Annotated in this window: 14 protein-coding genes; 6 read left to right on the top strand and 8 right to left on the bottom strand. The window is 64.0% G+C overall.

Annotation, left to right across the window (positions count from 1 at the left end):
- The first annotated feature begins 87 nt into the window (after positions 1-87).
- Entirely contained in the window at positions 88-1275 is a 1188-nt protein-coding gene (locus VGN72_12485) for a VWA domain-containing protein (protein HEV7300178.1), read from the top strand.
- Between the two features lie 280 nt (positions 1276-1555).
- On the opposite strand, the gene VGN72_12480 is transcribed toward VGN72_12485, so the two are convergent.
- The 8 genes from VGN72_12480 to VGN72_12445 form a co-directional block, all read right to left on the bottom strand.
- The gene (locus VGN72_12480; protein ID HEV7300177.1) at positions 1556-2290 is read right to left on the bottom strand and encodes a glycosyltransferase family 2 protein; all 735 of its coding nucleotides are present in this window, start codon (positions 2288-2290) and stop codon (positions 1556-1558) included.
- Between the two features lie 195 nt (positions 2291-2485).
- The gene (locus VGN72_12475) at positions 2486-3598 is read right to left on the bottom strand and encodes an oligopeptide/dipeptide ABC transporter ATP-binding protein (protein ID HEV7300176.1); all 1113 of its coding nucleotides are present in this window, start codon (positions 3596-3598) and stop codon (positions 2486-2488) included.
- Positions 3595-4668: an ABC transporter ATP-binding protein gene (locus VGN72_12470; protein ID HEV7300175.1), complete on the bottom strand. Its 1074-nt coding sequence runs from the start codon at positions 4666-4668 to the stop codon at positions 3595-3597. Before VGN72_12470 ends, VGN72_12475 begins: the two co-directional genes overlap by 4 nt.
- Before the next feature lie 5 nt (positions 4669-4673).
- The gene (locus VGN72_12465; GenBank protein ID HEV7300174.1) at positions 4674-5939 is read right to left on the bottom strand and encodes an ABC transporter permease; all 1266 of its coding nucleotides are present in this window, start codon (positions 5937-5939) and stop codon (positions 4674-4676) included.
- Positions 5932-7014: an ABC transporter permease gene (locus VGN72_12460; protein HEV7300173.1), complete on the bottom strand. Its 1083-nt coding sequence runs from the start codon at positions 7012-7014 to the stop codon at positions 5932-5934. The genes VGN72_12465 and VGN72_12460 overlap by 8 nt, the downstream gene beginning before the upstream one ends.
- 102 nt (positions 7015-7116) lie before the next feature.
- Entirely contained in the window at positions 7117-9135 is a 2019-nt protein-coding gene (locus tag VGN72_12455) for an ABC transporter substrate-binding protein (GenBank protein ID HEV7300172.1), read from the bottom strand.
- A 51-nt stretch (positions 9136-9186) separates the two neighbouring features.
- The gene (locus tag VGN72_12450) at positions 9187-10206 is read right to left on the bottom strand and encodes an ABC transporter permease (protein HEV7300171.1); all 1020 of its coding nucleotides are present in this window, start codon (positions 10204-10206) and stop codon (positions 9187-9189) included.
- The gene (locus tag VGN72_12445; protein ID HEV7300170.1) at positions 10203-11138 is read right to left on the bottom strand and encodes an ABC transporter permease; all 936 of its coding nucleotides are present in this window, start codon (positions 11136-11138) and stop codon (positions 10203-10205) included. The genes VGN72_12450 and VGN72_12445 overlap by 4 nt, the downstream gene beginning before the upstream one ends.
- A 229-nt stretch (positions 11139-11367) precedes the next feature.
- Here VGN72_12445 and VGN72_12440 point away from each other — a divergent pair, with 229 nt between their 5' ends.
- The 5 genes from VGN72_12440 to VGN72_12420 all read left to right on the top strand — a co-directional run.
- Entirely contained in the window at positions 11368-12456 is a 1089-nt protein-coding gene (locus VGN72_12440; GenBank protein ID HEV7300169.1) for a GntR family transcriptional regulator, read from the top strand.
- Positions 12457-12469: 13 nt separating this feature from the next.
- Entirely contained in the window at positions 12470-13210 is a 741-nt protein-coding gene (locus VGN72_12435) for a prepilin-type N-terminal cleavage/methylation domain-containing protein (GenBank protein ID HEV7300168.1), read from the top strand.
- 20 nt (positions 13211-13230) lie between these two features.
- Complete coding sequence (locus VGN72_12430; protein ID HEV7300167.1) at positions 13231-14463, top strand: hypothetical protein; 1233 nt, start codon at positions 13231-13233, stop codon at positions 14461-14463.
- 110 nt (positions 14464-14573) lie between these two features.
- Positions 14574-18461 (top strand): ATP-dependent RNA helicase HrpA, encoded by a 3888-nt coding sequence (gene hrpA / locus VGN72_12425; protein HEV7300166.1) that lies wholly within the window; start codon positions 14574-14576, stop codon positions 18459-18461.
- Between the two features lie 265 nt (positions 18462-18726).
- Positions 18727-25135, top strand: a 6409-nt coding sequence (locus tag VGN72_12420; protein HEV7300165.1) for a malectin domain-containing carbohydrate-binding protein, incomplete at its 3' end; no start/stop codon positions are given.

Raw genomic sequence — 25135 nt, 5'->3', positions numbered from 1 at the left:
AAGGTCGAAAGTAAGATTTGCAGCATCTACTGAGCAAGCACTGCACTTTTCCCGCCAATCGACCGCTGGCCGGGCTACAATCAAACCATGAAGTATTTCTATGGCGAGTTTGACGGCCAGGAGTTCCCCAATCCCGATTCGCTCTTCGGGATGGACAAGCTCATGGACTTCATCATGGAGTACGGCGACCAGGCGATGAAGGCCTTGGAGCAGATGATGAAGGACCCGAAGAACGCCGAGCAGTCCGAACTGCTGCAACAACTCATCAACGATGGCCTGCTGGATAAGGACGGCAAGGGCAAGCTAAACCTCACCCCCCGCGCCGTCGGCAAGATGCAGAAAAAGGCGCTGAGCGAGGTCTTCGCCAACTTGCGCAACGGAACCCGCGACGGTCACGAGAAGGTGACCGCCGGCGCCGGTGGTGAACGCATCGAAGGCACCAAGCCCTACCAGTACGGCGACCCGGTCAGCGAGCTCGACCTGCACCAGACCATCCACAACGCCTTAGCCCGTCACGGCCTTCCCACTTCAGTGGGGAGGGACAACCCGGGCGTCCATGTCGGTCCCACCAAAATTCAGTTTGACGAGCGTGACTTCGAGCTTCACCTGCACGAGGGCACCACCTCGTGCAGCACCGTGGTGCTGCTGGACATGTCCGGCTCGATGATGCGCTACAACCGCTTCAGCAGCGCCAAGAAGGTCGCGATGGCGATGCAGGCGCTCATCCGCCAGCGGTTCCCGCAGGACTCGATCGACTTCGTCGGCTTCTACAGCGGCGCCAACCGCATCCCCGATTCGAAGCTGCCGCTGGCGATGCCCAAGCCGGTGACGATCTACGACTATCAGGTGCGCATGAAGGTGCCGATCGGCCAGATCGACAAGGCCCCGCAGCACTTTACCAACCTGCACCTGGGCCTGCAGATGGCGCGGCGCATCCTGAAACAGCGGACGAGCGAGAACAAGCAGATCTTTATCGTGACCGACGGTCAGCCGACCGCCCACGTGGAAGGCGACCACATTTACCTGCTCTACCCGCCGGACGAACGCAGCACCGTGGCGACGTTGAAGGAGGCGCTGCTGGCCGTGCGCGAAGGGTGTCGGCTGAGCACGTTCGCATTGGTGGAAGACTACTGGGGAATGGATTGGGTGGGCTTCGTCGACCAGCTGACTAAGCTGACCAAGGGCGTCGCGTTCTACACCAGCAGCGGTGAACTGGCCTCGTGCATCATGGAGAGCTATTTGAGCGGGCGAAAGAAAAAGGCGTTCATCGCATAAGGTCCCAATGCCCACATGACTCGCGTGTTGACGGATTCGCGATCCGGCCCCTCTCCCGGTACTCCGGGAAAGGTTGGGTGAGGGTGATTTGATCTACCTGAACCGTAAGCAGTTCGAAATCATTCTTGTCGGCGCGTATGTATTTTCCGCAAGGCTCGTCATCCTGAGGTACTCCGAAGGATCTCCCCCCGTATTCCGCGTGGGACGGAAGAGATCCTTCGGAGTACCTCAGGATGACGAGTTCGCTCAGGGTTGTGTTAAGTCCATACGCGCCTTCCCGTCAATTCGTGAACCGAAACCGGATGATCGTCAGGATGGCTTTCACGCCATCCTTCCAGGTGATTTTCTTCCCCTCTTCGTAGCTGCGCCCGTAGTACGCCACGCCCACCTCGTAGATGCGCAACCGCGGACGAATCTTGGCAATCTTCGCGGTCACCTCGGGCTCGAAGCCGAAGCGGTTGCACTTGATCTCGATCTGGTCCAGCACCGACTTGCGGAAGACCTTGTAGCAGACCTCCATGTCGGTCAGGTTGAGGTTCGTGCAGGCGTTGCTGAGCGTCGTCAGGAACTTGTTGCCGAGCGTGTGGTAGTAGTACAGCACACGGTGCGGCTCGCCGATGAACCGGCTTCCATAGACGACGTCGGCCTTGCCCTCGACGATCGGCTCGAGCAGCTTCACGTAGTCGTCGGGGTCGTATTCCAGGTCGGCGTCCTGCACGATCACCGCGTCGCCGTTGGCCAGCTTGAAGCCGTCGCGGAGCGCGGCCCCTTTTCCCTCATTTACCGGCTTATGACGAATCTGGAACGACGTCTCGGGAAACAGCGCCGGCAGCTCGTCCAGCTTAGCGGCGGTGCGGTCGGTCGAGCAGTCGTTGACGCAGATGATCTCCCGCGTCATGCCCGCAGGCAGCGCGGCGTTGACGACGAGGCCGATCAGCGTCTGAACGGTGTCGCCTTCGTTGTAGACGGGTATGACGACGGAAAGCTTATGAATGGGTGGTGGCTGCGTTTGCATAGGTCCGACTGTGGTCGACGGATATTACGCGACGAAGGGGCACACGCAAAATTGGCTTAGTTTCGGCCCCTCTCCCGGTACTCCGGAAGAGGCTGGGTGAGGGTGATTTGACCTCACTAGAGGCGCAATCAGTTCGAAGTCACCCTCACCTCGCCTCTCCCATATGTACATGGGAAAGAGACCGGAGAAGAAGATCTACTCCGTCACCACGCACGCCGCCACGTGGCCCGGCTCGCCCTGCTTTTGCTCCAATGGCGGCACCTGCGCAACGCACTTGTGCAGCACGCGGAAGCGCTCGCCGCCACTGGTGATCTCGACTGTGTCGCTCTCGCCAGCCTGTTGCGCCATCTGGCGCGTGAGTGGGCAACGCGGGTGGAACGGGCAGCCGGCCGGTGGATTAGCGGGGCTGGGGACCTCGCCGCGCAAGACGATGCGGGCCTTCTTCGGCCGCGGGTCGGTCTCGGGCACGGCGCTCAGCAGCGCCATCGTGTACGGGTGCTTCGGGTTCGCATACAGCTCTCGGCTGCTCGCCTGTTCGACGATGCGTCCCAAGTACATCACCGCGACCTCATCGCTGAAGTGTTCGACGACGGCCAGGTTGTGCGCGATGAACAGGTACGCGATGCCCAATTCCTGTTGAAGGTCGTTCAGCAAATTCAGGATCTGCGATTGGATCGACACGTCGAGCGCACTGACCGGCTCGTCGCAGACGATGAAGTCGGGCGACAGCGAGATCGCCCGGGCAATACCGATGCGTTGTCGTTGCCCACCGGAAAATTCGTGCGGGTACCGGACAGCGTACGCCGGATCGAGCCCGACGCGCTGCAGCAGCGAGGCCACGAGTTCGAGCTTGTCTTTCCCCTTGGCGATGCCGTGGACCTCGATCGGCTCGCCGATGATGTTGCCGACGGTCATACGGGGGTTTAGGCTGCTGACGGGGTCCTGGAAGATGATCTGCATCTTCTGCCGTAACTTGCGCAGCTGTTCACCGCGCGGCTGCAGGAAATCCTCACCGCGATACAGCACCTCGCCCGACGTGAGCGGGATGAGGCGCAGCAGCGATCGGCCTACCGTCGTCTTGCCACACCCCGATTCACCGACAAGGCCGAGCGTCTTGCCTTGGCCGACGCTGAAGCTCACACCATCGACCGCCTTCACATGACCCACGGTGGTCGACAAAAGTCCTTTGCGGATCGGGAAGTACGTGCGTAGATCGCGCACCTCCACGACCGGCTGCGCGGGATCGGGCGCCGCATACGGCGGGGCTGAATAATCGACTGGCGTTCCACTGGCGATACCTGAGCTCATGACAAAACCTCCGCCGGTATGCCCGCGATGTGCTCAGGCCGCTTGAAGGGCAACTGCGGTGGCGTGACCGGCGCCTCGGCGAAGCCTTCGATATGATGACACGCCGCCCAATGGTTCCGCTGCACTTCGCCCAACTTCGGATCAACTTGCGCACACACCGGGTCGCCCTGCATGCGCGGGCACCGCGGGTGAAACTTGCAACCGGTCGGGAGGTTGGCCGGGTTGGGCACTGATCCGGAAATGGTGTCCAACCGCTCGGCGTTTGCCCCCAGCTTCGGCACCGATCGGAACAAGCCTTCCGTGTACGGATGCTGCGGCTTATCGAACAGGTCGTGCACCGTCGCATGTTCCACGACCCGCCCAGCGTACATCACCGCGACCGTATCCGCATTTTCGGCGACCACGCCCAGGTCGTGCGTGATCAGCATGATCGCCATACCGTTCTCGCGTTGCAGCTTGCGCAGCAATTCGAGGATCTGGGCCTGAATGGTCACGTCGAGCGCGGTGGTCGGTTCGTCGGCGATCAGCAGCTTGGGCTTGCAGGAGAGCGCCATCGCGATCATCACGCGCTGCCGCATGCCGCCGGACATTTGGTGCGGATACTCGCGCAAGCGCCGGCCGGGGTCGGCAATGCCGACGTCCCGCAAGGCAGTCTCTGCGGCGTCCATCGCTGCGCTGCCGCGCATGTTCTGATGCAGCACGATCGCCTCGGCGATCTGGTCACCAATGGTGTAGACGGGGTTGAGGGAGGTCATCGGTTCCTGGAAGATCATCGCGATCTCCTTACCGCGCACCCGCCGCATGTCGCGCTCGGGCAGGGTCAGCAAATCGCGTCCCTCGAACCGAATCTGACCCGACAGGAACCTTCCCGGCGGCTGTGGGATCAGCCGCAGCACCGACATCGCCGTCACCGACTTGCCGCACCCGCTCTCCCCCACCACCGCCAGCGTCTGACCGGGATAGACCGCCATCGACACGTCGCGCACGGGTTGCACCTGGCCGCGCGCGGTGTCGAACGCGACGTTGAGCTTGTCAATGTGCAGCAGCGGATGTTGGCTGTCGGTCGTCATCGTGATTACGTCCCTCGCATTCGTGGGTCCAAGGCGTCGCGCACGGCCTCGCCGATCATGTTGTAGGCGAAGACGGTGAAGAAGATGGCCACGCCCGGGAACGTCGCCAGCCACCAGTTGAAGCCACCACCCGCGCTAATGGCCTCGTTCAACAACTGCCCCCAGCTGGCATCGCCGATCGGAATGCCCAGCCCCAGGAAGCTCAGCGTGCTCTCGGCCAAAATCGCGCCTGCGACGCCGAAGCTGGCACTGACCAACAGCGGCGCCAGCGCGTTGGGCAGCAAATGCCGAAACAGCACCGATCGCAGCGGCAGCCCGGCGGCGATGGCGGCGTGGACGAAGTCCTGCTTGCGCAGCTTCAGGAACTCGGCACGCACGAATCGGGCGTCGCCCGTCCAGCTCGTCAGGCCGATGATCGCCATGATCAAGTATATGCTGCGGTACTCCGGGAACGCTGCGATGAAAGTCAGCAGCAGGTAAATCGTCGGGATCGCCGCGAAGATCTCGATCAACCGGCTGCCAAGCAAATCGACGATGCCGGCGAAGTACCCCATCAACCCACCGATGATCACGCCGATCACCATCGAAATGCCGGTCGAAATCACCCCGATCGCCATCGCGATCCGGCAGGCGTGAATCATGTGCGAAAGGATGTCGGCGCCGAGCGTGTTGGTGCCCATCGGGTGCTTCAACCTAGGGGCCCACGGGTGGGGAACTTCAAACGCGGGCACATCGCGCTGGCGGTCGCCCACGCTGTACGGCACCGGCGCGCGCACCGCCCACTGCACGCGGCCGTCGGCTACGGCCTCGCGGTGCGATTCGAAGATCTCCGTAGCCGGTGGGCTCACGAAGATCAGCGAGAGGACGGCAACGGCCGTGATCAGGCCGATGCCGGTCCACACCGTCAGCTTGCGGCGCATCGGCAGGACCCAGAGCACCGCCACGATGACGACGCCGATCAACAGCGTCACGTCCGCCGCCGTGAAGTGGCGGACGACGGGGAACGAGACCTCGCCATCCACTTTTGCAATCAGCGGATAGCTGTTGGCTAGCAGCGGAGCAAAAATAGCGCAGAACGCGACGATGGCGATCCAAATTAGCCCGATTTTCGCGCCGGTGCGCGACACGGTGCTGGCCAAGACTTCCGCCGTCCACGAGCGCGGCGCGACCTCTTCCACCGGCGCCACACGGTCGCTGCCGAACGGTGCCGACGGGTCGGACGGGGGCGGCGGTGACGCGTCGCCCGCAGGTATGGCGCCGGCGTTACTCATAGCTCACCCGCGGGTCGGCGATCGCGTAGCAGACGTCCGAGACGATTACGCAGAGCAGGCTGATCGCGCCGATCACGTACGTCTGGCTCATCACCAGTTCGCGGTCCTTCATCTGGATGGCCTCGATCATCAGCCGGCCCATGCCGTTGATGCTGAAGATCGTCTCGACGATGAGCGACCCACCCAGCAGCCCCGGCAGGATGCCTGCGGCCACGGTGATGAGCGGTAGCAAACTGTTCGACAGGACGTGCCGCATCAACACGACACGATCGGCCAAGCCCTTGGCGCGGGCAGTACGGGCGTAGTCGGATTGCAGGTTTTCCAGCACGCTGGCGCGCATCAGTTTGGACATGAACGCGAACCCGCCATACGTGAGGCAGAGGACCGGAAGCGCCAGGTGCCAGAGCGTATCGAGCAGCCAGCCGCGTTCGAAGCCGGATTCGCCACCCCAGCTTGGCAGGAACGACATCAGCCCCGCCTGCGTGTCGTGCAACCCTGCGGTGGGAAACCACTGAAGGTTATCGCGGTTGGCCAGCAGGCCCAGGAGCATCACGCCGACCCACATCGTCGGCAGCGACCAGAGCGCCAGGAACGCCGTGCCACTGGCCACATCAAACGTCTTGCCACGGTACTTCGCCGCGTAGATGCCACTGAGGATCGAGATCACGTAGATGATCGGAATCGTGATGAGGTTCAACAGCAGCGTGATCGGCAGTGTGTCGGCGACCACGTCGATCACCGGGCGCTTGCGCAGGAAGCTCTCGCCCAGATCGGGCACCTTCACTCCCACTCGCCAACTGGCGGGGAACCCGACGCCGGCGTCCTTCAGACCGACGGGCGATACCTGGTTGGCCCACCGCAGGTACTGGCGCCAGAGCGGCTGATCGAGACCGTAACGCTTCTTGTAGTAGTCCTCGATCACCTTGCGCTGTTCCGGCCGCATGCTGCCGGCCTCGTCGCGCAGGCCGGCGCCCAAGCCCCCCGGCGCCATCGCCATGATGAGGAAGACGAGCAGCGTCACGCCGATCAGCGTGGGGATCATCAAGAGCAATCGGCGGATGACGTAACTGAGCATAATCGTGCCAAAGCAGGTCGGGAAGAATGGGTCAGCGATCAGTGGGCGGCGGGCAGTTCCGAGAGCCGTTGTCGTCAATCAATGCCCACTGCTCCTGCACCTCTATTGCGTATACCGCTGCTCATCGCGCGGCACGTACCACACTTCGTTCGGGGTCAGGCCCAGCTTGACCTGCTCGACGTTTTCGATGCGCCCATCGACGAACGACAGCGACTTGGGGAACCACAAGAACGTGTACGGCTGGTCCTCGTGAAGCACCTCGTGCGCCTTGTTCCACAGCGGCATGCGGGCCGACTCATCGACGGTCGTGCGGGCGGCCTCGATTAGCGCGTCGAGCGGCTTGCTCACGTACGACATGAAGTTGTCACCGCCTGGGCCGGTCTGGGAGCTGTGGAACATCTGGTAGATGTCCGACTCGATGCCGCTGCTCCAACCGAGGCTGATCGCTTCAAAGTTCTTGTCGTTCAACCGGCTGGTGAAGACGCCCCATTCGAGCGGGTCGGGCTTCAGCACGATGCCGGCCCGGGCGTAGGCGTCCTTCATGAACAGCACCATCTTCTCGTAGTTGCCGCCCCCACCGGGATAGGTGAGGCGGAACTCGAAGGGCTTGCCATCCGGCAACTCGATCACGCCGTCGTTGTTCCGATCGGCAAAGCCGGCGTCGGCCAGCAGCTTCTTGGCGCGGTCCACATCGTATGGCCAGGGCTTTACGTCCGGGCTGTACTGCTTGCTGAGCGGGTTGAACGGGCCGGTCGACTGCACCGCATAGCCGAGCGCGATCTCGTTGATCATCCGCGGGCGGTCCAGCAGCATCGTGAGTGCTTGCCGTACGCGCTTGTCAGCGAACAACGGGTTCTTCTGGTTCCACGCAACGTAGCGATAGCCGCCCACCGGGTTCTGATACTCGAACCGCTGGACGCGCTTCATCAGCGGCTCGTCCTTGATCAGCTCGCGGTACTGTTCGGGCGTGGCCCCGAACGTGTCCGTCTCACCATTGCGGAACGCGGCAAGGCGGCCCTTGTCGCTGCTGATCTCGCGAAACACGAGCCGATTGAACGCCGGGGCGACGCCCCAGTAGCGTTCGTTGCGCACGAGCTGCACCGGCGTGCCCGGCTTCCAGTTGGTCGGGCTTTCCAAGCGATACGGGCCCGACCCCATCAGCAGGCCGACCGACTGGTTGAATTCCTCGGCCCCGAACTTCTCGTAAAAGTGCTTCGGCATAATCGGCATGGTCGCGGCCAGGTCGAACGCCTCGAAGTAGGGTTCCTTGTAGATGAACTCGACCTCGTCGTCAGCGATCTTGTTGACCGCCTTGATGCGCTCCAGGTACGCGCGATGCCGTGGCGCAGCAATGGCGGGGTTCATCACGAAGTTATAGCTGAAGACGACATCGTCAGCGGTGACAGGCCGGCCATCGCTGAACTGCGCGCCGGGACGGAGCTTGAACCGAACGGCCAGCGCCACGGGCGTCTCCGGCTCCTTGGCGATATCCGCGTTCGTTCGGCCGATGCGCAGGCGCTCGGTGATGTACGCCTGCTGCGCCTCGGCCGGCTCATCCTTCGGGAAGGCTGCGTCCTGGCGCACCTCTTCTTCGGTCAATGGCACGGCACGGCGCTTTGCGGCGTACTCGTCCCAGGCGGCGGTGTTGTCCTCGACGCGCCAATCCGTCGCCAGCAACGGCTTCCAGTCCAACGTATTAAAGTCACGCGTGGCCAGCGATTCCTGGATATGCCCCTGCACCTGACTCGCGTACGCATCGCCCGACAGCAACGGCGTCAGCTTGGCCACCTGCCCGGGAAACACCTGCACCAGCCAGTCACCGGCCGCATAGTCGGGCTTGGCTTTGGCGGCGCGGATGTACGCAAAGGGGTCTCTCGGATCGATCGCCTGCGTCGTCGCCGGCGCCGCTCCACCTTCCGCCGGCCGAGCCGCAATCGCGCCACTGGCAATGCGGCCCTGCAGATCGCGCAAATCGCGCGACTGCGCGTCGATGTTGGCGCGGATCGCGCGCAGTTCGTTCCACTGCCGGTCGTACTGCTTCATCGCCAGCGCGACCATCACGATCAGCACGACCACGAGGGTCAGCAGCAGGAAGTCTTTGATGCCGAAGCGATTCTCCATGAAGTCACTCGCTCGCAGTAAGCCTTGGCCAATGACAGGCGGTCGGCGGGTTCACATTCGCGCGGCGCCGCGCTTCGGATCGAGCACGTCGCGCAGGCCATCCCCCAGGAAGTTCAACGCCAGCAAGGTAACCGCCAGCAAGGAACAGGGGAACAACAACAGCCACCATCGACTGTTGACGGGGTTCAGCGCCAGCCCGATGCCGTCCGACGCCAGCGATCCCCACGTCGGTACCGGTGGCTGCACGCCGACGCCAAGGAAGCTTAGCAGCGATTCTTCCAGAATCGCCCGGGGCACGGTCAGCGTCGCATAAACAATCACGGGTCCGATCAGGTTTGGTAGCAGGTGCGTGCCGAAAATACGCATCTCGGTCAGACCGGCAGCCCGCGCGGCTTCGATAAACGGCTGGTTGCGCAAACTGAGCACCTGCCCGCGCACCACCCGCGCCATCGTCAGCCAGCTGACCGACCCGATCGCGATGAACATCGTAATCACGTTGGCGGCGCCGGCGGGTGGAAACTTCAACCGGTCGGGCAAGACGTGCAGGTTCAGGGCCGTCAGCCAATCGATGACGATCGGCTCGAGCGCAAACTTCAGCAGCACGATGATCAGGATGTAGGGCAGGCCGTAGAGGATGTCGACCAGCCGCATGAGGATGGCGTCGGTCCATCCGCCGCGATACCCGGCCAGCAGCCCGACACCCACGCCCAGCACCATGGATATGACCGCCGCCGCGAGGCCGATCGCTAGGCTGATGCAGCCACCGAACAGGCAGCGGGCCAGCAGGCTGCGGCCCAGCACGTCGGTGCCGAACCAGCGATCGACTGACGACACATCGGGCGGCAAGCGGCTACCGCCCGCCTCCTGTCGATCGTAGTACCACGTGCCGGCACCGGTGCCACCGACGCCACCGTCGCTGGTCCACGGCAGGCTCGCGATACAGGCGAGCGCGATCAGCAGCACGATCGCGCCACCAATCATCACGCGCCCGCTCCCCAGCAAACGTCGGCCGAGGTTGTCGACCGGTGGCGCCGCGGGGGACATGTTCACCGTCGTGGTGATGGCGGTCATGCCGCCCCCTTGTCGCTCAGATCGATGCGCGGGTCGACGAGCGCGTAGCTCAAATCGACCAGAAGGTTCATGCCGAGCAGCAGCGTCGAGTAGACCATCACCACACCCAGCACGAGCGTCTGGTCACGGTTCAGCACGCTGTTGACGAAATGCTCGCCGAGGCCATGGATGTTGAAGACCTTCTCGACAACGAACGACCCGGTCATCGCCGCTGCGGTCGCTGGGCCGATGTAGCTCAGCACCGGCAGCATGGCGTTCTTCAATGCGTGCTTTACAACGACGGACGGTTTACTCAGCCCCTTAGCGCGGGCGGTGCGGATGAAGTCGCTGCCGAGCACGTCGATCATCGCGGCCCGCGACAGGCGCGTGATGTAGGCCATCGGCATCAGCGCCAGCGCGATCGCCGGCAGGATCATCGTCGACAGCGTGCCCCACCCGCCGACTGGAAACCACTTCAGGTTCACGGAGAAAATCGTGATCAGCAGCCCCGCGGTGACGAAGCCCGGCAAGCTGATGCCCACGAGCGCGACGCCCAGCCCGAGCCAATCCACCACGCCCCCCCGCCACGCCGCCCCGGCCGCCCCGATCGCCACCCCGGCGAACGTGGCGATCGTGATCGCAAGCAGGCCCAGCGTTACCGAGACCGGCAGACCAGATTTAATGATGTCGTTAACCGACCATTCCTCGTAATTCAGGCTCGGCCCGAAGTCGCCGTGCCGGATTACGTTCCATGGGTAGTAGGTCAGAAATTCCAACGCGCTGGCAGCGTGCAGTTGTTCCTTTTTCAGCTCGATAATCTTTGGGTCGATCGCGCGATCGGTGCGCTCGAATGGGCTGCCTGGCGCAACCCAGACCAGCAGAAAGGTGACGACGTAGATGATCGCGAGGATCAGTGGGAACTGGAGGATGCGAAAGAGAATGAACTTCAGCATCAGATACGTGGCGGCCGGTTGGCAGCGAACTGTAACACGATTGAACGCAACGGTATAGGCAACAGGTGGCCAGAACATCTATTCCGACGCCGCGCGATCGGCTTCCTGAACTTATCGAGCTTCTTTCACGCAATATAGGACAGTTTTTGGCAAATCATTTGACTATGGACCATTCACAGTACACAATCCCCCCGTGTATAACACATGTATTAATACCCGTAGTACAACGGTGTACGACGAGCTCTTGGTAAAGCTCCGCACTGCCATCCAAGACGGATCGCGCAAGGCGGGTGAGTTCGTGGGGACCGAGCAGGAGTTTTGCCGCGAGAACGGCATCAGCCGGGTGTCGGTCCGTCGGGCGACCGATCAGTTGATTCGAGAAGGTCTGATCGAACGACGCCCGGGCAAGGGATTGTTCGTGCGCCAGGCCGACCTTGCGACCCGCGAGATCGGGGTGATCGTGCCCGACCTCGCATTCGAACAGTGCGTGCAGATCGCCCGCGGCGCACAGTTGCTGGGCGGCGAACGTGGCTACCAGGTGCAGGTGTACGATGCGCACAACCGCATGGATCACGACATCGCGATCCTCAAGGGTCTGCCCGACCGGTCGGCCGACGGGGCGTTGATCCTGTCGTGGCACCACCCCCGCTTCACCGAGGCGTTGATCGAACTGAAGCAGAAGGGCTTTCCGTTCGTGCTCGTCGACGAACACACGCGCGACCTCGAGGTCGCGTCGGTCACGGCCGACAACCATGCCGGTGGGCTGATGGTCGGCAATGCGTTGGTCGATCTGGGCCACCGGACGTTCGGGTTCATCGGGAACATGGCTGCCGGCACCGTTCGCGCACGCCTGGAGGGCCTGCGCGACGCGGTCGGCGACCGCGGGCTGCCGTTCGACCGGTCGCGCGTGGTCGACCTGGCCGTGCAACCGCAGGAAGACTGGTCTGAGCGAATCGCGCGCTGCACGCGGCAGCTTCTGTCGCGTGAGGACCGCCCGACGGCCGTCTTCTACTCGGACGATCAGGTGGCCGCCGAGGCGTATCGGACGATCCGCGGCATGGGCCTGCGCATCCCGGCGGACGTGAGCATCGTCGGGTTCGACGACTCGCCGCTGTGTCGCTGGCTGGACCCACCACTGGCCTCCGTGCGACAGCCCTCGGTCGAAATGGGCCGGGTCGCCATGGAGCTGCTGTTCGACGGCATCGGGCGCGATGTGACGCGCAAGCGTGCCCCGACACAGCACGTGACGTTACCGGTGGAATGGGTTCCGCGCGCCTCGATCAGCGCGCCGCCAGCGACGACGCGTCCAGGACAGTAACGGAGCGATACCGATGTGGAAACGGACACCAACCGGGCAGACTTGCCGAGGCTTCACCCTCGTCGAACTGCTGGTCGTAATCTCGATTATCAGCATCCTCGTCGCCATGCTTTTGCCGGCGCTCAGCAAGGCCAGGCAGCACGCGAACACGTTGACGTGCGCCGCGAACTTTCGGCAGATCGGCATCATGTTCAGCATGTACGCCAACGACAACCGCGGTTACCTGCCCCCGGTCAACTGGAAGCACAACCTCGACAACTCGATTCCGAACCACAGCTCGTACGGCATGGTCCACGCCCTGGGGCCTTACATGGGACGGCCCCGGTGGGCGGGCACCTCGTTGACGATCCCGTACATCTACGCCTTCAACGACGGCGACCGCGCGTCCTTTCGGCGCTCGGTCTTCGTCTGCCCGGAGTATCAGCCGACCGGGTACGACATTCAGCCGTACCTGAGCGGCGTCGCGGAGTCGGGCTACCTGATTCACCTGAGCCCAGCCCCGCGTGACCAGACCCTGCCGCGCAAGCTCACCAAGGCGCGCAGGCCGGCCAGCAGCCTGATTCATGTCGCCGACAGCTTCCAGGACTACAGCCTGAAGGATCGGGCCCAACTGTGGGCGGGTGGGCGCAGCTTCGACATTTACCGTCACAACAACAGGAAGGCCGCCAACGTGCTGTTCCTCGACGGACACGTCAACACGTACCAGGCCTCCTACATCAAGAAGAACGTCACGTCGCGATTGACCTTGGATTAACCCATCACAGGAGAGGACAGATGCAGATGCAGTCGAGGAAGCACACGGTCGGATACGAGCGCGCCACCGCCACCCTTGTCGCAGCGATCCTGCTGCCGACGGCGGCACACGCGGCGCTGGAGACGCGGGCGTGGGTCGGGAACACCGATTCAAACTGGAACACGAATGCCAACTGGTCGCCAGCGAGCGCCCCCTTGGCGCCCGACCGCATCGCCGTCTTCGATAGCGCCGCCGCTTACCAGCCGTCCATCTCGACGCACGTCACCGTGATCGGCGGCATCTGGATGACCGGGAGCACGGTCAACAGCATCGAGATCACCAGCAATCCGCTCGGCCAGAACTCCGGCGCACCCACGTTTCAGACCAACGGCAGCACCATCAACGGCGTCGCCGGCGTTGGCATCCTGATGGATAACACCAGCAGCGGTGACCTGACGATCAACACCAGCGCGTTCAAGCTTGGTGGCACCCAGTCGTGGATCAATAACTCGACCAACCGCTTCACACTTGCTTCCCCGGCAAACCTGAACGGCAACACCGTCACGATCGGTGGCAGTGGCGCGTCCCTGCTCTCCGGCGCGCTCACCAACAGCACCGGCACCGGCGCAATCACCAAGGTGGATGGCGGCACCCTTACGCTCGCGAGCGCAACGATCTCCTATAATGGCGCAACTACCATCAACGGCGGGACCCTGCTGGTCACCGGAACGATGTCGTCGTCGGCCGCAGCCGTTGTCGCGAACGATGGAACGCTCGGTGGCACCGGCAAGATCGCGCGGCCTGCGACCGTCAACGCCGACGCCACACTGGCGCCCGGCACCTCCAGCAGTGCACCGGGGACGCTCACCTTCGATCGCAACCTTACGCTGCTCGGCGCGACCGCCTTCGATTTGTTCAACGGCTCGGGGCATGACACAATCGCGGTGAACTCCACGAACAGCACGAGCTACGACCTCGCCTTCGGCGGGACGCTTCAAGTCGATGCATCGGGCGTCGCCTTCGCTGCTGGGCAAACTTACGACCTGTTCGACTGGACGACCAACACGGGCGTCAGCGGCACTTTCTCGTCGATCATCCTCCCGACCTTGGCCGATGGCCTGTCGTGGCGCGTGTACGACGGGGGCCAGCAGTTCGACTACGCGACCGGGCAGATCAGCGTCGAAACCAGCGTCGTCCCCGAGCCTTTGGGCCTCTGCACGCTCGGGCTGGCGGGAATGGGCCTGCTGCTGTCGCGCCGGCGGTCGCCGATCTAGTAACTTCACAGAGGTAGGGTCGACATCGTGCCGAGAATCGTCGGTGCGGGCGTAAACCTGGCTGAGAAAAAGGAGAATTGAGCCTTCCGAGCGGCTAGAATGTCCCGCCCTTGGAATCGGCTGCGCCTAATTTCACCGAGCTCTACACCAGACTCGATCACGTTCTGCTGCGGGACCGGCACCGCTTGCGGCAGCGGCTGCGCACGCTCGAACGTTCCGTCGCCGACGGTAAACCGCTTGATACCACCGCGGCGCAGTTGACCACCGAGATCGATCGTTCTGCGGCCCGGGTCACGCATCGCCGTGAGCTCGTGCCGAAGATCAACTACGACGATGCGCTGCCGATCGTGCAGAAGCGCAACGAGATCGCCGACGCGATCCGAGACAACCAGGTCATCATCCTGTGTGGCGAAACGGGCAGCGGCAAGACCACGCAGCTACCCAAGATCTGCCTGGAGCTTGGCCGTGGCGTGCGGGGCCTGATTGGTCACACTCAGCCGCGTCGAGTGGCCGCGCGCAGCGTTGCTCAGCGCATCGCCGACGAACTTGGCCGCCCGCTGGGTCAGGTGGTGGGCTACAAGGTGCGGTTCGGTGACAAGACCTCGCAGGACACGCTCGTAAAGCTGATGACCGACGGCATCCTGCTGGCCGAGATCGGTTCCGATCGTTTCCTGGAAAACTACGACACGATCATCATCGACGAGGCGCACGAGCGCTCGTTGAACATCGACTTCCTCCTGGGCCACCTGTCGCAGCTGCTGCCCAAGCGACCTGACCTGAAGCTGATCGTGACGTCGGCGACGATCAACCCGCAGCTGTTCAGCAAGCACTTCTCGGATGCGCCGATCATCGAGGTGTCGGGCCGAACATATCCGGTGGAGGTGCGGTACCGACCAATCGTCGCCGACGACATCGACGCCGCCGACGAGATGGAATCGAGCGCGTTGCTGGCGGCCGTCGACGAAGTCTGCCGTGAGGGACCGGGCGATGTACTGGTCTTCCTGACCGGTGAGCGCGACATTCGTGAGGCGACGGAAGAACTGCGCAAGCACGGCCCGCGCGATGCGGAGGTCCTGCCGTTGTACGCGCGCCTGGCGGCCGACGAGCAGATGCGCGTCTTCCAACCGCACGGCCGGCGGCGCATCGTGCTTTCGACGAACGTCGCCGAGACGTCGTTGACCGTGCCGGGCATCCACTACGTCATCGATACCGGCTTCGCCCGCATCAGTCGGTACAACGCGCGTAACAAGGTGCAACGGCTGCCGATCGAACCGATCAGCCGCGCCAGCGCCGACCAGCGCAAGGGCCGTTGTGGCCGCGTGGGCCCAGGCCTCTGCATCCGCCTGTATTCCGAAGAAGATTTCCAGAGCCGCCCGCAGTTCACCGAGCCGGAGATCCTGCGCACCAACCTCGCCAACGTCATCCTTCAGATGAAGTCGCAGCGGCTGGGCGAGGTGCAGGAGTTCCCGTTCGTCGAACCCCCTGACTACCGACAGGTAAAGGACGGCTATCAGACCCTGCACGAACTGGGCGCGGTGGACGAGTTGAACGCGCTGACCCACGTCGGCCGCGACATCGCGAAGCTTCCGGTCGACCCGCGCATTGCGCGAATGATCCTCGAGGCCACGCACGAGCACTGCCTGAACGAGGTGCTGGTGATCGCAGCGGCGCTGAGCGTACAGGACCCGCGCGAGCGCCCGCTCGACCAGCAGCAGGCCGCCGACGAGGCGCACAAGCAATGGCGGGACGAGCAGTCGGACTTCCTGGCACTATTGAAGCTGTGGAAGTTCTTCACCGAGCAGCAGGAGAACCTTTCGCACAGCAAGCTGCGCAAGGCGTGCAAGCAGAACTTCCTGTCGTACGTGCGTATGCGCGAGTGGCGCGACGTCTACTACCAGTTGCACACGCTGATGGAGGACTTCGGCCTGTCGTTCAACGCGCGGCCGGCGACTTACGACGCCGTCCATCGCGCGCTATTGAGCGGGCTGCTGGCCAACGTGGGCATGAAGACCGACACGCACGAGTACGAGGGGCCGCGCAACGTAAAGTTCAGCCTGTTCCCGGGCTCGGGATTATTCACCGCCAAGCCGCGCTGGGTGATGGCCGCCGAGATCGTGCAGACGACGAAGCTGTACGCCCGCGTGAACGCCAGCATCAAGGCTGAGTGGATCGAGCGGATGGCGGGCCACCTCGTGAAGAAGACGTACTTCGAGCCGCACTACTACCGCGGTGGCGCCAGCGTGAGCGCGTACGAGAAGCAGACGCTGTACGGCCTGGTGATCGTGCCGCGCAAGCGCGTGAACTTCGGCCCGATCGACCCGAAGCAGTCGCGGCAGATCTTCATCCAGGCGGCGCTAATCGAGAACCAGTATGCCACCAACGCCCCGTGGCGGCGGCATAACGATCAATTGCTGCGCGACGTGGAACTGCTGGAGGCGAAGGCCCGGCGGAAGAACCTGCTGACCGACTCCGCAAGCCGGTTCGCGTTCTACGACGCCAAGGTGCCCGCGGGCGTGTACGACGGCAAGCTGTTCGAGGAGTGGCGCCGCGCCGCCGAGCGGCAGGACCGCCGGGCGCTGTTCATGTCGATCGAGGACCTGATCGTGCCCGGCACGCAGCCGGTGGCGTCCGACCAGTTCCCCGACTCGGCCGACATCGACGGCGTCACCCTGCCGCTGTCGTACGTGTTCGACCCGAGCGACGAAGCCGACGGTGTGACGGCGGAGATCCCGCTGGCGGCGCTGAACCGGTTGTCACCGGCACCGTTCGAATGGCTGGTGCCCGGCCTGCTGCGCGAGAAGATCGAAGTGCTCATCCGCCAACTGCCTAAGCCGCTGCGCGTGAAGCTGATCCCCGTGCCCGAGGTGGCGGCCCGCGTCGCGCCGGTGCTGCTGGGCAAGTATCGGCAGGGATCGTTCAAGGACGCGCTGGCGTGGGATATCGGCAAGATCGTCGGCGAGCTCGTGCCGACGGTGCAGTGGCAGGATCACCTGCTGCCCGACTACCTGCGCATGAACCTGCGCGTCGTCGACGACACCGGCAAGGCGCTGGGTCAGGATCGCGATCTGATCCCGCTGCGCGAACGGCTTAGCGAGAACATCGCCCAGCTCATCCGTGAACTGCCGAGCACCACGTTCGACCGCGACGGCCTGCGCGCGTGGGACTTCGGCGACCTGCCGGAGCGCATCGAGATCGACCGGCCGGGGATTCGGCTGATCGCCTATCCGGCGGTCATCGATGAAGGCAACAGCGTTGCGTTGCGTCTGCTCGATTCACCCGACAAAGCGGCCGCCGCCTCGCGTCTGGGCCTGCGCCGTTTGTTCCTGATCGAGTTCCGCGAAGAGCTCAGCCACGCCATCAACGCCCTGCCCGACTTCCCCAAGACCGCGGTGCTATACAGCCGACTGGGGAGCGCTCAGGACCTGAAGGTCGAGTTGCGCACCGCCATCGCCGACCGCCTGCTGTTCGCGGATGGTGACCCGATTCGGACAAAGGACGAGTTCGCACGACGTATCGATCGCGCTTGGAATGACCTGGCGATCGTTGCCAGCGACGTCTGGCGTATTACGCGCCAGACGCTGGCCGAGTACCAAGCTGTCACGCTTCAACTGGGCCAACCCGCCCCATCGAACGCACACGCGACCATCACAGACCTGAGAGAACGATTGACGCACCTTATTTTCAAGAGTTTCTTAACAATTACACCGCCTACTTGGCTTACCCATCTTCCGCGGTTCGTGAAGGCGTACGGTGCGCGTCACCGAAAATTGGTCATGGGTGGAACGACGCGCGACCAAGCGAACGCGGCTATCTTTAACCGGCTTTGGGAACGTTATTTGGACGCGTCAGATCGCTTTGACGATCTGGACGTGCAGCACCTCCGTTGGATGCTGGAAGAGCTTCACGTGTCGCTGTTCGCTCAAGAATTGAAGACGTCCTTGCCCATTTCCCCACCGCGTGTTGAACAGCAATTAACGCGGATTTTTGTATCCGTTTAGGTTCTTTTGCCGTATTCTAAGTGTCACGACGTATGCGATTGCAAACGGGGTGGGGTTGGGTGAAGTCGGTAGGTGCTACGAGTCGTTTCCCTCCCAGACGTTGCGGCCCTCCCGCACGACCCGATGATAAATATATCGGACCTGAGGCGATGCGATTTTGGTTCGGCGTCGTCCTTTGCTTCTAGTACGTTGTGAGAGGGGCCCTGCGTGGGTGCGCGGGTCCCCAGACCATCAGTGATCAGTGCCGTCTATCAAGGGATTATCTGTGTTTAAGAAGCTTACGTCAGGGGTTCGGTTGCGTCGTGCCGTCAACAGCGTGGTCGAGCGGCTCGAGGACCGCCGCCTGTTGGCGGGCAACCCGTCGGCCATCCAGTCGTTGCCGTTCCTGCTCGACTTCGACCAGGACGGTGGTGGCATGCTCGACAAGGACGGGCAGGGCACCGGCTTCACGCACGTGCAGGTGATGAACGGCTCGCCGGACGCCGAGTACGTGCCGAGCCTGATCGACCTGGACACCACGGCGGGCGTTCTCACGGTTACCGCGCAGGGCACGGGCAGCACCGGCACCAACTACAACGACGACAGCACGCTCCGCAATGCGCTGGAGACGAAGTTCGACGCCACGGGAGCAGCCGGGTTCACGGTCAGCGTGCGCCTCGTGGGTCCGCTGAGCAACTACACGGCCAACAATAATCAGGCTGGCCTGATGTTCGGACCGAACCAGGACAACTACGTCAAGCTGGTGGCCGTGAACGTCGGCGGCACGCCGATGCTTCAGTTCATCGATGAGACATTGGTCGGCACGAGCTACACGCACTCGTTGGCGACGCCGACGTCGTACACGGATATCGGTGGGTTCAACGGCATCTCGACCCTGGACCTCTTCATGAGCGGCAACGCCACCACCGGCAAGGTGCTGGCCTACTACCGCATCAACGGTGGCGCCGTCGTGAAGCTGGGCGGTGAGCTGACGCTGAGCGGCACCAAGAAGAACGAGTTCTTCAACACCGCCTCCACCACCGGCATCCTCGCGGCCAAGAAGAGCTCCGGCACGCCGGACTTCACCGCCACGTTCGACCGATTTGAGATCCTGCCGGGCGCGCCGCTGAACAGCCGTCCGTCGATCACCGCGACGCGTCCGGGCAACGGCGCGTCGGACGTCGTGCCGACGTCGTTCGTCGCAGCCGACCTGATGCTGCCCACCTCGGGCGCCGGCGTCGATTCGGCGACGTTGACCTCCGCCGCGGTGCGCCTCGTGCGCACGAGCGACGGCGCGCTGGTCAACGCCGTCCTGAACACCGACGCCGCCGGTGGCGCGATCGTCCTGCAGCCCTCCAGCCAACTGGACCCGAACACGTCGTACACGTTCCAGGTGACCGATGAACTGAAGGACACCAGCGGCGCGAGCTTCCTGCCGTACAGCGCCACGTTCACGACCGGCAACGCCGTCGTCCAGCCCGACTCCGTGATCGCGTTCGAGAAGATCGCGCTGCCCACCGCCACCGGGCAGAAGTTCACCGGCGTCAGCATCGGTCCCGACGGGCGCCTGTACGCCCCCACGGACGCCGGCGACATCTATCGCTACCCGATCAACGCCAACGGTACGCTCGGCGTGGCGCAGGTCATCTCGACCGTCAAGAACAACAATGGTGGCAACCGGTTGATCTCCGGCGTGACGTTCGACCCGGCGTCGACCGCGTCGAACCTGATCCTGTGGGTTGCGCACAGCGACTACAAGCAGGTCGGCGCCGCCAACCACAGTGGCAAGATCTCCCGTCTGACCGGATCATCGCTCAGCACGTACCGCGATTTCGTGGTCGACCTGCCGCGCAGCTACCGCGACCACACGACCAACCAGCCGGTGTTCGGCCCCGATGGCAAGCTCTACTTCCAGCAGGGTTCGATGTCAGCCATGGGTGGCCAGGACTTCGCCTGGAACCAGCGCACGGAATCTCAGTTGACCGCCGCCGTCCTCCAGGTCGACGTCGCGGCGATCGCGGCTGACTTCAACAATACCGGTCCGATCAACGTCCGCACCAGCGATGTCGGCGGCTCCTACAATCCCTTCGCCAGCAATGCGCCGGTGAAGCTGTACGCCACCGGCGTGCGCAACGGGTACGATCTGCTGTGGCACAGCAACGGGCACCTCTACGCCCCCACCAATGGCTCGGCCGCCAACGGGACGCTGCCCGCGACCCCCACCACGTCGCAGATCACCAACGTCAAGCAGACGCAGGACGACTGGCTTTACGACGTGAAGGCCAACGGATATTACGGTCACCCCAACCCGTCGCGCAACGAGTTCTACGCACACGGTGGCAACCCGACCAGCGGCGTCGACGTGAACGAACAGTGGTCCTACCCGGTCGGCACGCAGCCGGCTGCGAACTACTCGGGCCCCGCGTACGTGTTCGGGCAAAACTACTCGCCGAACGGCGTCATCGAGTACAAGAGCAACACCTTCGGTGGCGCGCTCAAGGGCAAGATGCTCGTGGCGCGCTACAGCGGTGGCGACGACATCCTGATCCTCGACGTCGGCGACGATGGCTCGATCGGGGCCGCCACCAGTGGCCTCGCGGGCATGACGCACTTCGTCGACCCGCTCGACATCACCGAGAACACGCTCAACGGTTACCTGTACGTCGCCGAGTACGGCGGCAACCAGCTCACGCTGATGCGCCCGATCGCCCCCGGCGCCAACGTCTCGGTGGAGAAGGAGGCCTACCACTTCAACGACGTACGCGTCTCCAGTGGCACCAACGTGCCCGGTCCCGCGCAGGCCATCAAGATCACCAACAATGGCACCCAGCCGCTCGCCTTTCCGTCTGACGGTCTGACGATCGGTGGCGCCAACGCCAACCAGTTCGTCTTCGTCGGCAAGCCGGAGCTGCCGCAGTCGATCCAGCCGGGCCAGAGCCTGGTCGTGAACGTCGCGATGAACGCGACCTCGCTCGGCCTGAAGACCGCGACCCTGACGATCAAGAGCAACGATCCCGACCAGCCCAATACCGTCATCGCGCTGCGCGGCTTGGGCACGAGCGGCATCGGTGGCAACAACGAACCGTCGCTGGCCGCCATCTTCAATCTGTACCAGATCCCGACCAACGTCGGCGACACGAACCCCGGCAGCACCGCCCTGTACAGTTCGACCGAACCGCTCGGCGCCAACGAAGAGGTCAGCGGCATGGAGCGCCTGCTGCGCGCCGACTCGTCGCAGCCCGTCACCATCACCCCGCTGGCGGTCATGGGCCTCGCGAGCAACCCCGCGCTCACGCTGGGCTATTACACGCCGGGCTCCACCGGCGCCAAGACGCCGCTGTTCACCGTTCCCACCGCCGACGCGCAGACGGTGGCGCCGACGGTCAACGGGACGACGCTGTTCGATCCGGGCAACAAGAGCTTCGGCCTGTACACGACCTGGCCCGGATTCAAGGACGCCGACAACGTCAACTTCCGCGATGCCTTCAGTGAGGACGCGCTGAACACCTGGGCGGCGCAGAACAAGCACAAGTTCCGCTTCTACCCGATGAAGACGCCCGACGGCACCGTGGTGCCGAACACGTACGTGGTCGGCGTCGAGGAGTTCGACGGCAGCTACGACGGCAACGACATCGTCTTCATCATCTCCAACGTCCGGGCCGCGGCGGCCGGGCCAGAGGTGGGTGTGAAGAGCCTGGACAACGTCGGCCTCGATGAACGCATGGCGTTCCACCGCATCGGCAAGCTGAACGAGACGACCCCGGACGTCGTGCACGACACCGGCACCCTGCGCATCCGCAACACCGGCAACCAGCCCCTGACGGTCAGCAACGTGACCGTCCCCACCGGTTGGGTCGTGCTGAACGCCCCGAGCGGCCCCATCGCGCCCGGCACGTTCTACGACATGCAGGTGAAGTTCGTCCTCGACGGTGGCACGACCACCCTCGTGCGCAGCGGCACGCTGACGTTCAACACGAATGACTCGGATGAACCGACGGTCTCCGTCGCGCTCGGCGGGCGCTATCAGGTTCAGTCGGAGCACAACAAGGAACCCGACCTGCAGGGCGTCTTCAACCTGTTCGGCTTCAAGACGCTGGCCGTCACGCCTGGCGTCGATATCCAGAAGTCCGGCGGCAAGAGCGCACCGATTTCCGTAGACGAGGTGATGAGCGCCTATTGGCAGCAGGCCGACTCGCAGAAGCCAATACAGGTGCGCCAACTGGCCGCCTTCCACACCCAGGGCAAAAACGCGACGATTCGCCGGTTCCCCAAGGGCTCGCCCAACTCGCTCACGTCGATCGTGACGCACGACGACCACATGGCTCAGTCGATCCTGCCCGCCCGGTCGGGCACCAACCGCACGCAGGACGCGTTCGCGTCGTTCAACGCCACCGGCGTGTTCGGGTTCAACCTTGCCGGTGAATTGAGCGACGACACCCTGAACCCGCAGGGGCCGGAGGGGAGTGGACACGGTCACCACGTGCGCTTCTACGTCGCCAAGGACGCCAATGGCAACGTGATCCCCGACACCTATCTGGTCGGGATGGACTACCTGCGCATCAACTTCGACTATCAGGACAACATCTACCTGATCACGAACATCAAGCCCGAGGGCCCCGCTGCCCCCACCGGTCTGACCGCCACCGCGTCGACCAGCAGCATCGCGTTGAACTGGAACGACAACGCGCCCAACAACTTCGCCGGGTACGACGTCTACCGCAGCACGAGCGCCAACGGCACGTACACGAAGCTGAACGGCGCGCTGCTGACGCAGTCCCAGTACACCGACACGACCGCGACGCCCGGCGTGGCGATGTACTACCGCGTGATCGCGAGCAACACGTTCAACAGCCAGTCGGCGCCCGCCTCCATCACCGCGACGCGCACCGTCGACACCAGCGCCCCGGCCACGCCGCGCAACCTGGTGGCCAGCGGCGGCGATCAGGGCGTCTCGCTCACGTGGACCGCCAACACCGAGTCGGACCTCGCCGGTTATGACGTCTACCGCAGCGACTCGAGCAACGGGACGTTCACGAAGCTGAACGGCAGCCGCGTCGTCAGCACGACGTTCGTCGACGTCAACGCGCCGGCGGGCGTCGTCAGCTACTACCGCGTCCGCGCGGTCGACACCTCGGGCTTGGAATCGGGCAATGCAACGGCCAACGCCACGCGCCAGCTCGACGGCACGACCCCCAGCGTTCCCATGGGCCTGATGGCTACCGGATCGGCCTCGGGCGTCACGCTCGACTGGGCAGATAACGGTGAACAGGACCTTGCGGGGTACAACGTCTACTTCTCGACGTCGTCCAACACCGGGTTCACCAAGCTGAACGACGGGCTGCTGACCAGCTCGTTCTTCGCTCATGCCGGGGCGCCCGCGGGCGTCGTCAGCTACTACCGCGTGACCGCCGTGGATCACGATAACAACGAGTCCCCGTTCGCTGCGGCCAACGGTGTCGCGATGGACGGCGTGCCACCGGCGATCCCCGCCAACCTCAGCGCAACGGCCAGCACGACCGGCATCTCGCTCGACTGGAACAACAACAGCGACACGGACCTGGCCGGCTACAACGTCTTCCGCGCGTCCAGCCCGAGCGGCCCGTACGCCAAGGTGAACGGGAGCCTGCTGTCGGCCTCGAGCTACTTTGACGGACAGGCACCCGCCGGCGCGCCCAGTTACTACTACGTGGTCGCCGTCGACCTCTCGGGTAACTCGTCGACCGAGAGCGGCACGGCGAGCGCGACCCGACCGACGGTCGGGAACGGCACGACCGTCCGCGTCAACGCAGGCGGTGGCACCTATACCGACTCCAACGGCCTGACCTGGAGCGCCAACACCGCGTTCACCGGTGGCACCAGCAGCAACTACGCCGCACAGGTCGGCGGCACCAATGACGATCCGCTCTACTACGCTCGTCGCTACGGCGCCGACTTCGCCTTCAACACCGCCGTCGCCAACGGCAACTACACGCTCCGGTTGCACTTCGCGGAACCCGTCATGGGTTCGAGCAACCAGCGGCGGTTCGGAGTGACGGCTGAGGATCAGCAGATCCTGACCAACTTCGACATCTTCGCCGAGGCCGGCGGCAAGCTGAACGCGCTGGTCAAGACGTTCAACGTCACCGTCACCGACGGCTCGCTCGACCTGCGCTTCCTCGCCACACGCGACAACGCCATCGTCAGCGCGATCGAAGTGATCTCCGCCGGCCCCGTGACGCCAACGGCGCCGCTGGCACCGTCGGGCCTGTCGGCTACGGCCACCTCGTCGTCGCAGGTCGGCCTCACCTGGACCGACAACGCTGGGGACGAAGCCGGTTATACCGTCGAACGATCCAGCGACGGCGGCACGACGTTCACGTCGGTGGCCACGCTGGCCGCCAACGCCACGTCCTACACCGACGGAGGCTTGGTCGCCGACACGACCTACCACTACCGCGTGACCGCCACCGGCGCCGCCGGGGCGCCGAACTCGGTGGCGTCGAACGTGGCCAGCGCCACGACGCAGAGCACGCCGGTCAGCGGCGGCACGACCGTCCGCGTCAACGCCGGTGGCGGCGCCTACACCGACGCGCTCGGCCAGGTCTGGGCCGCCAGCAACGTCGCCGGGGCCGGTGGCTTCGTCGGCGGCATCAACAGCAACTACAGCGCCGCCGTCGGCGGCACCGACGAGGACCCGCTCTACTTCGCCCGACGCT

Source organism: Tepidisphaeraceae bacterium (genome assembly GCA_035998445.1).
In the GTDB taxonomy this organism is placed as follows: domain Bacteria; phylum Planctomycetota; class Phycisphaerae; order Tepidisphaerales; family Tepidisphaeraceae; genus DASYHQ01.
The sequence above is the reverse complement of the archived record's forward strand: the minus strand, read 5'-3'. Positions and strand labels throughout refer to the sequence as shown.